The organism is Methanomassiliicoccales archaeon (assembly GCA_038850735.1).
GTDB lineage: Archaea > Thermoplasmatota > Thermoplasmata > Methanomassiliicoccales > JACIVX01 > JACIVX01.
This window is the reverse complement of the sequence record JAWCLO010000004.1, coordinates 142,046-150,923: the sequence shown is the minus strand read 5'-3', so window position 1 is coordinate 150,923 and position 8,878 is coordinate 142,046. Positions and strand designations below refer to the sequence as shown.

At 43.9% G+C, this 8,878-nt stretch carries 9 protein-coding genes; 8 read left to right on the top strand and 1 reads right to left on the bottom strand.

The features are described 5' to 3' along the window. Nucleotides 1-100 precede the first annotated feature (100 nt). The 5 genes from QW087_04145 (at nucleotide 101) to QW087_04125 (ending at nucleotide 4,387) form a co-directional block, all read left to right on the top strand. The gene (locus tag QW087_04145; GenBank protein ID MEM2943912.1) at nucleotides 101-319 is read left to right on the top strand and encodes a hypothetical protein; all 219 of its coding nucleotides are present in this window, start codon (nucleotides 101-103) and stop codon (nucleotides 317-319) included. Nucleotides 320-713: 394 nt separating this feature from the next. Beyond that, complete coding sequence (locus tag QW087_04140) at nucleotides 714-1,373, top strand: isochorismatase family cysteine hydrolase (protein ID MEM2943911.1); 660 nt, start codon at nucleotides 714-716, stop codon at nucleotides 1,371-1,373. Then, nucleotides 1,352-2,254 carry an NAD(P)/FAD-dependent oxidoreductase gene (locus QW087_04135; protein MEM2943910.1) on the top strand — a complete coding sequence of 301 codons (903 nt, stop codon included), beginning with the start codon at nucleotides 1,352-1,354 and terminating at the stop codon, nucleotides 2,252-2,254. Before QW087_04140 ends, QW087_04135 begins: the two co-directional genes overlap by 22 nt. Next, complete coding sequence (locus QW087_04130) at nucleotides 2,251-3,249, top strand: hypothetical protein (GenBank protein MEM2943909.1); 999 nt, start codon at nucleotides 2,251-2,253, stop codon at nucleotides 3,247-3,249. The genes QW087_04135 and QW087_04130 overlap by 4 nt, the downstream gene beginning before the upstream one ends. 151 nt (nucleotides 3,250-3,400) lie before the next feature. Further along, nucleotides 3,401-4,387, top strand: a complete 987-nt coding sequence (locus tag QW087_04125) for a hypothetical protein (protein ID MEM2943908.1) — start codon at nucleotides 3,401-3,403, stop codon at nucleotides 4,385-4,387. Between the two features lie 280 nt (nucleotides 4,388-4,667). On the opposite strand, the gene QW087_04120 is transcribed toward QW087_04125, so the two are convergent. Further along, a complete protein-coding gene (locus QW087_04120) occupies nucleotides 4,668-5,441 on the bottom strand; it encodes an ABC transporter ATP-binding protein (protein MEM2943907.1) in 774 nt (257 codons plus the stop codon). Between QW087_04120 and QW087_04115 the strand changes: the two genes are divergently transcribed. From QW087_04115 to QW087_04105, 3 genes are all read left to right on the top strand, one after another. Next, the gene (locus QW087_04115) at nucleotides 5,422-6,906 is read left to right on the top strand and encodes an ABC transporter substrate-binding protein (GenBank protein ID MEM2943906.1); all 1,485 of its coding nucleotides are present in this window, start codon (nucleotides 5,422-5,424) and stop codon (nucleotides 6,904-6,906) included. The genes QW087_04120 and QW087_04115 overlap by 20 nt on opposite strands. A 107-nt stretch (nucleotides 6,907-7,013) precedes the next feature. After that, nucleotides 7,014-7,781, top strand: a complete 768-nt coding sequence (locus tag QW087_04110) for a methyltransferase domain-containing protein (protein MEM2943905.1) — start codon at nucleotides 7,014-7,016, stop codon at nucleotides 7,779-7,781. Between the two features lie 116 nt (nucleotides 7,782-7,897). Next, nucleotides 7,898-8,878, top strand: coding sequence for an iron ABC transporter permease (locus QW087_04105; protein MEM2943904.1), 981 nt, complete (start codon nucleotides 7,898-7,900; stop codon nucleotides 8,876-8,878).

Genomic DNA, 8,878 nt, shown 5'->3' with positions numbered 1-8,878 from the left:
CATCAAATGCGGTAGTTAACGATGGAAGAGGGGGAACCGAAGGTCTTATCTTCTCCTTTAAATCATAATTCAATTAGTAAACTGCAAGGAGCGAGGTGAGATGGTAGAAGTCGAGCTGACCTTCGGTGTGCCGGACGAAATCGTGCCGGTGGTAAAAGAGAAATTCAAGGAAGAGAAGGAGAACAATCTCAGGGTCACGAAGCCAAATCCCAGACATCCACCGTATTATGCTGCAGGTGATCCGCGGGCGAGTCCCGAGAAAATCATTTTCCAGGGAAACGAATACTGGGTATGGCGCGTGACGCCGGGGAAGAGGTAAAGTATTAAGAACGCCAGAGCGAACCAGTTCGCTCTGGCAAATCTTTTCTCTATTGGTCCCTTTTCTCACCTAAGTGTTCCTATTTCAACATGACCTGAAACCGCATTGAGGCTATTTCTCACCACGGTTGAACAATTTCGGCATTCGACTTCAACTCTGGAGAATCATCGAATAATTGTCCATATGAAAAAATGGAAAGACATGATATTATCGTCTCGGCACGTGAAGATTTCATGCGGGCGATTTACGGGAGCAAACTCCAATAAAAGCGTAAATGAGCTGCCTGCAACGCAAAATTCATTACGGCAATCTTCGATTCTTGTCGAAGAGGCACTGTTTTTTCTCGGTTTCCAGCCTCTAAAACCAGGAAACCGGGCGAGGATGGGGATTTCGAGTGACCAGTAACATCATTAATCAAAAGGCGGACAAATGGCTTGAGATTCTCACCCCATATCTGCGCGATTACCGCAGGGAAGCGATTACTTTCAAGCCAGAAAATTCGGCACTCCTCGTTATTGACATGCAGCGGTTCTTCCTCGATCCCCATTCGCACGCATATATGCCTGATGCTGTAGAGATCATCGACAATATTCGAAGATTGCTTCGGGCATACCGCGATCTTTTCCTCCCCATCATTTTCACGAGGCACGCACTTCTTCAATTCGAGGATCCGGGCGCAGCGGGCAGGTGGTGGCGGGATGTGTTGTATGAACAAGATGAAATGTCTTCGATCGTCGAGGAACTGAAGCCGCTGCCTCATGAAATTGTCGTAAGGAAAACAAGGTACAGTGCGTTTAGAATGACAAACCTTGACTCTATATTGAAAGATCTTGGCGTGACACAAGTTGTGATCACGGGGGTGATGACGCATCTTTGTTGCGAAACGACTGCCCGCGATGCCTTCATTCGTGATTACGACGTCTTTTTTGTCATCGATGCCACAGCGACGAGCAGTGAGGATCTCCACATCGCGAGTCTGAAAACGCTGAGCGACGGCTTCGCTCTGCCCGTCAAGACCGACGAGGTGATATCGTGGTTGAGACCAAGGACGTGATGATCATCGGTGCAGGTCCAGGTGGTATTGCCGCTGCCATATACCTCAAAAGAGCAGATTTTTCTCCCCTTCTGTTAGACTCCCGTGGCGCTGGGGGGCTCATGATCAACGCCAATCTCGTCGAGAACTATCCTGGATTTCAAGGTGTGAGGGGAATCGAACTTGCCAAGCGCTTCGCCGAACACCTCGATTCCTTGAATATTCCTGTGGTGAAGGCGAGGGCGGAAAGGGTGAGGCGCACGGGCAGGATTTTTGAAATCACCACAAACGGGGGAAAGTATCATTCGCATGCGGTCATCATTGCCACTGGGACGAGACCAAGGAAAATAAGGATCAAGGGTGCGAAAGCGCTCGAGGGCGTAAAGGTGTTCTATGATCTCGAACAGGTGATATCTCTGAAAGCGATGGAGAGGGTCCTGGTCGTTGGTGGTGGGGATATCGCCTTCGATTTTGCCATTTCTTTGAGAGAAGCGGGCAAGGAGGCGGCGATCGTCTGCCGCTCCGCTCCAAAGTGCTTGCCTCTTCTGCGGAGAAGGGCAGAGGCGAAAGGGATTGAGATACTCGAAGAGCACAGGCCTTTGGAAATCATCAAGCAGGGCAATGCGATTACGCTCACATGCCAATTTCAGGGCGAAATGAAGTATCTTTATGGCGATAAGATTCTCATGGCCTGTGGGAGGATTCCCGAAATCAGCATTCTTGACCCTTCTTTGCGAAAGAGGATCATAAGAAAGACTCCTCCTGCGACGGGGATTAAGGGGCTTTATCTCGTTGGGGATGTGAACAGAAAGAACTGGCGGCAGATCGGCATCGCGGTGGGTGATGGAATTATGGCCGCGATGATGGCGGATCGCTATTTGAAAAGGAAGGTGGGGAAATGAAGTTGCTTGCTGAGTACGGAAACGAGGAGCTCGCGAAAGTCTATGTATTACAAATGCGGGGAGATGACGGTCATGAGGGGGACGATAGTGATTTTATTGTGGAATGTGTTGAATCGATACAGCCACCGATCCCGAGGGAGAAAAAATGGGTTCTTATCGTATCGACGATGTTCGGATGTCCCGTAAGATGCAAGTTCTGCGACGCCGGCGGGAATTACAGAGGCAAACTGACCTCACAGGAGATTGTCGACCAGGTGCTTTTCATGGTCAGCAAGCGGTTTCCTAACTGCAAAGTGCCCATACCAAAATTCAAGATCCAGTTTGCAAGAATGGGCGAGCCGTCGCTGAATCCAGCGGTCATTGAATCGATGTACGCTCTTCACGATACACTCGACGCGCCCGGGCTTAACGTGTCAGTTTCAACGATAGCGCCCGATGCGCCAATCGCGGAAAGATTTTTCGAGGAACTTTTGGAAGTGAAGGAGAAACTCTTTCCACATGGGAAATTCCAAATGCAGTTCTCTATCCACACAACCGATTTGAAAAAGCGAGACGAGCTCATGCCCATGAGGAAGTGGTCTTTCGAGAAGATCGCAGCATATGGCGATCGATTTTGCTCACCTGAACGCGGAGATAAGAAGATTACGCTGAACTTTGCACCAGCGGTTGGCTGCGCCATTGATGCTTCATTGATCAGACAATATTTTGATCCTGGAAAATTCATCATCAAGCTTACTCCCTTGAACCCGACGGTGCGCTCACACGAGGAATCTCTGGAATCGCAAATCAATCCTCACGATCTCATGACTTCACGGCAATTGGTAGATGCATTCAAGCAAGAAGGATTTGAAGTGATTCTCAGCATTGGTGAGTTGGAGGAGAACAAGATAGGGAGCAACTGCGGTCAATACGTGCAAAGGGCCGCACGATCTTCACGGAGACCAGAGAGTAGCTATGACCTCGAGAAATACGGTGCGAAGATTGTCTCTTCCTGATTTCATGCACGCAAATTCGATTGACGAATGAGACATTGAGAGGCTGATGCCGAAAAAAGGCGGAGGTCGGAATAAGCTAGATGTAATGAATTTTTGCTGTGTTTTTAAAAGATGAAAAAGATTATGTTCGCAACCAGTAATACATCCGACAATGCCAGAATCCTCGCTTAGCCTCGCCGACAAATCAAGACCAGCAATTCTGATCTCGGCAATTCTGATCGGATTGCTTGTAGGCTTTCAATTCCAGCAGATCTCAGCGATCGCCGATCCCATCATATATTTTACCCTCATCATCCTTATTTACAGTGTAGTACTCAACATCCCATTCAAGCACGTATTGAATTCTTACAGGAATTTACGCTTCTTCTCCTTCGCATGGTTTCAGAACTTTGTCATAATACCACTGCTCGGCTTCATGCTCGCTCTCATTTTTCTAGGCGCGTACCCTGCCATATTCGTTGGCTTTATTCTCTATATCGTGACGCCTTGCACGGATTGGTTTTTGATGTTCACGCAAATGGCGAGGGGCGATGTACCGCTAGGCGTTGCGCTTTTGCCAACAAATCTCATACTTCAGATTTTGCTTCTTCCTGTTTATCTTCTGCTTTTTGCAGGGAAGTTGATTCCGATTCAAATCGAGGCTTTCATCGAAGCACTCCTTGTTTTCGTGATCACTCCGATGGCGCTGGCTGGTATGACACGCTACGCGATGAAGAGATTAAAAGGTGAGGAGAGGGGAAGGGAAATCATTTCTAAAATCTCAACTCCACTGCAGATGGCAACACTCGTCATTATCATCTTTTTCATGTTTTCTGGACAAACGAAAGTCATCGTAGACAATGCGGGTCCCCTCGCCCTCGTTTTTGCACCACTCGTCATTTTTTTCTTCTTGTCTTTCTTAATTGCTCAGTTGATCGCGAAGTACACGAATATGAATTACGGAGAGCGCGCTCTCCTCACATGCACGACCGCAGCAAGAAATTCCCCTCTTGGTCTGGCAATCGCCGTAGGCATGTTTCCAGATGAGCCCTTGATACAGGTGGCTATCATCATCGGCGTCCTTATCGAATTGCCTATTCTCGTAGCAGTGGTCAAAGGTCTTGATGTCATTCGAAATAGAATCACCGTGCCTTCCTGATAACCAAGAAAAATGTTGTTGTTTCTAAAAATCAAATTAACAATCAAATTGACCTTGCGATTCTATTTTTCATCTCATGTTTGCTAATACATATTTTCATAAGCACAACAATTTGAAAATAATTTGCTTATGTATTGAGAAGAAAGTATGTTCGAGACAAAATAGGATAAGAAATGAAAGAGTTGTGCATCATGTTTGCTCTTAAATTTACACTTACACAATCTATTTTGGCTCATTAGCTATTGTCTGTCAAAAGGCATTGTAAGATATGTGGTTACCCCTACTCGTCGAGAACGATTATATATGGTTTCCCCTGACGAATTCCAACTTCAACATCAATGCCGTATACTTCCTTGATATTTGAGGGCGTTAGTACTGATAACGGATCTCCAACAGCAAATATTCCCCCATTTTTGATCATTATCAGATTATTGCAATATTGGGATGCCAAGTTTAGGTCGTGAATTGCGACAATACTGGAAATGCCTTTTTGGTTTACAAGTTTTTTGATTAATTTCATGACTTCGAGTTGGTGCTTTATGTCGAGATTGCTTGTTGGTTCATCTAGAAGAAGAACTTTCGCTCCTTGCGCAAGAGCCCTCGCAATCAGCACCTTTTGTTGTTGACCTCCACTGAGCTCATCAAATCTTCGCATCGACAAATCCTTGATATTGAGTTGCGTGAGAACGTTCCAAACCTCTTCATGATCTTCGTGACAGCACTTCCATGTATTATGTGGTCTCCTTCCCATAAGCACGATTTCGAAGACCGTTGGTGAATCGAATCCAGCGTGAACCTTTTGGGGCACATACCCAAAATTCCTCGCTACATCCATTCTTTTCATTTTCCTTACATCCTTGCAATTGAGCAGAATTTTACCCTGCTTTGGTTCAAGAATTCTATTGATGCATTTGAGGAGTGTCGTCTTACCCGATCCATTTGGACCTATGATACCAAGTATTTCAGAACTGCATAATGTGAGCGAGATATCTTGCAGTACATCTGAAATTCGATAGTTAAACCTGAGGTTTTCGATGACGAGTTCAGTACTCATTTTTGCTTTACCAGAAAAGATTATTAATATGATAAATATTACGCTTTTCAAAAAAGTAACACGAGGTACAAGCATGAAATTATACAAAATCTTGGCAATTGTAATATCGAGCGCAATTGTTGTAGCAGCTGTAGGAACTTATTTCTTATTTACAAAAAATGAACCGAATGAAGGAGAATCAACACCGAGGTTTGCTTTGGAAATTTATGGAAACGCAAATTTAGACGAAAGGATTGATGAAAAAGATATTGAATTTCTGGAGAAAATCGTATCAGGTCAAGAAAACGAAACGGATTTTGCTGACGCTAATAGAGACGGCGTTATAAATCAGGAAGATATAGATCAAGTTAGGGTACTAGTCAATGGAACAGCATCATTCATATGGATTCTGGATGGCAATAGAAATCCTGTGAGGGTAAATCTCCCGATAGAAAGAATCGGAGCAGAGTATTTGAGCAACGTGGAGCTGTTGCGCATTTTAGGCGTTGAAGAAAGGGTAGTAGCTGTTGATATGGCGCCGTATAAACTGCGATGGTTTTATCTTCCCGAAAAAGCAGATCAAGTGGTTAACCTAGGGGATATGAACGCGCCCGATTATGAATTTATTCTCAGTCTTAATCTTGATGTTCTTTTCACATTTTCTTACAATATTGATCAAAAAAGACAAAATTTGCCAGGGGTAGATGTCGTTTTTCTTGGTCTCTACTGGCCCGATGTTATTAAGCCCGCCGATTCTCGATTCATTCAAGGAGTGCTTAAGGCCGGATATATGCTAGGAAAGTCAGAGAGAGCACATGAATATGTTAACTGGATCTTCGGATTGATCGATTCGATTAAGAGCAGAACCGTGGCATTATCAGCGGATGATAAACCTAGGGTACTCATGACTGGTATGGTGGGTTATATGCGCGATCCTACCCAAACGACTATGCGGACCTACAACCTTATTGACCCATTATCGCAAATGTGTATACTTGCTGGTGGAAAGCCCGTGGCGCAGGATCTTCCCGACTGGCTTGGATCGAATTACTACTCCACCGTTGATTTAGAGTGGGTTCTCGAAAAAGATCCTGACTTCATATTTGTTCATGCAGTACGTTACACATATGGTGGCCAAACGCAGCAACCAGCATATGGATACGATATGAATAGTACAATAAGTCTTAATGAAACTTGGCAAAACATCGTATCTCGTCCTTTGCTTTCAAGTGTGAAAGCTGTTCGCAATGGAGATGTGTATATCATTGCGGGCGACTTTAGAAACAATGCGATGGGCAGCGTTCTTGGTGCGGTTTATCTCGCAAAGATTTTGCAGCCAGAGCTCTTTGAGGATCTTGATCCAGAAGCCATACATCAGGAATATATTAGTTATTGGCTGAATCTTGAGTATGACTTAGACGAACATGGTACATTCCTGTTCCCGCCTATTGTCATAGGTGATGATGTTATTGGCGCACCTAATTGAAAAAATGTGCGCTTATTTTTCATTCTTTTTTAATTATTTGCAAGAATAGAAAATGGAGGGAAGTATTTGTGCGCATAATAGACTGGAATAGTGTTTGGAAACATATAATGGTCGCAACTCACCGTGTTGAAATAGGAAATGTGGCATTTTGGAATAATTGGGCATCGAGAGAAAATGAAAGTAGATTCTTGATGAATGAGCTAACGGAGAAACAACTTCAACGCATAGCAGTGAATCAGGAAGACTCAATTCTAGAAATCGGTCCCGGAAGTGGAAGGCTTACGATTCCAATTGCAAAAATTGCAAAGAAAATTACAGTTATTGAACCGTCAGAAAATATGCTTTCTTATCTCAGGGTAAATGCAGATAAAGAGAACTTGCGAAATATCGTTTATATAAATAAGTCATGGGAAGAAGTGGTCATAGGAAAAGACGTTAAACAACATGATATTGTCCTCGCCTCTTTTTCTATTCTAATGTGTGATCTTCGAGAAACTCTTTCGAAAATAAACAGGGCTGCAAAGAAAGTGGTATACATATTCGCTTCAGCAGATGACTGGATGCCAGAAGAGATCCAGAGGATAGTGTATGGTAAGAGAATTATGGCTGAGATGACTGATCATGTGATAATATTTAACATGCTGTCTCTCCTCGGAATAAGAACAAATGTGGAAATCTTTGATTATCTTTCAAAAAGGCGGTTCACAAATTTTGAGGAAGCAGTCTCAGACTTTATGAGCATTTACAATATTCCAGAGAATAAGTCAGAGATGGTGAAACAACTTTTGAAAAGAAAGCTTGTGAGCGAAAATGGCGAACTTCTTTTCTTGCGAAAAAAGAAAGTTGCTATGATATGGTGGAGGCATTCTTATTGAAGTATCGTATTCGCTATCTTACTCTCGCGGAAGATGACAAAGTTAACGATGAAAAAGATATATATCGTAAGATTCTCGCCAAAAGAATATTTTTCTCAATTTTTTGCATTCTTCTGTTGATACTGGTTATGGGTATTTCTCTCTCACTCGGATCTGCAAATATTTCTTTTACTGAAGCTTACGCAGCCGTGCTGAACAAATTTTTCCCCGGATTGTTTGAAGTAAGCAATCTTGCTGATACTGTCGTATGGAATTTGAGGCTACCTAGGTCTCTTCTGGCAAGTATCGCAGGTTTTATTCTTGCGATGGCTGGCTGCACAACTATCGCCACGCTAAGAAATCCACTAGCAACGCCGTATACTCTTGGTGTATCTGCGGGTGCTGGCTTTGGGGCTGCAGTTGCAATAATTCTCGGACGCGGTCTATTCATGGGGCATCTCATAATTGTCGGCAACGCATTTGTCTTCTCACTAATACCTGCGTGTGTTGTTCTTCTAATTTCGAGGTACCCAGGTATGACCCCAGAGACGATCATACTGTCAGGTGTTGCAATGACTTATATCTTCAGTGCGTGCAATACCCTCCTTCAGTTTTTTGCAGAGGCCGAGGCTGTGAAAACAACTGTCTTCTGGCTTGTCGGCGATCTTTCGAGGGCAGCCTGGTGGCAGATCCCCTATGCGACTAGCATGTTAATTTTTTCCATGATCATAAACATGCGTTTTGCATGGGATATTAATATAATGGAAACCGGAGACGATGCCGCAAAGGGTCTAGGCGTAGAAGTAAATCGCGTGAGAAAAATCATTCTCGTAACTTCTTGCCTTTCTACTGCTACTGTTGTTAGCTTTGTTGGTGCAATTGGTTTCGTTTGCCTTCTTTCGCCTCACATTTGTAGGATTGTGATTGGAAATGACATGCGTTTTCTTATACCTATATCAGGTTTATTCGGTGCAAACCTTTTGCTTGTCGCGGACATTCTTGCGAGGCGTATAATTGCACCAGTAATGCTTCCTGTTGGAGCGATAACAGCACTTCTCGGCGGACCCTTGCTCATTTATTTAATTGTAAGTAGAGCAAAAAAGGCATGTTGTGGATAA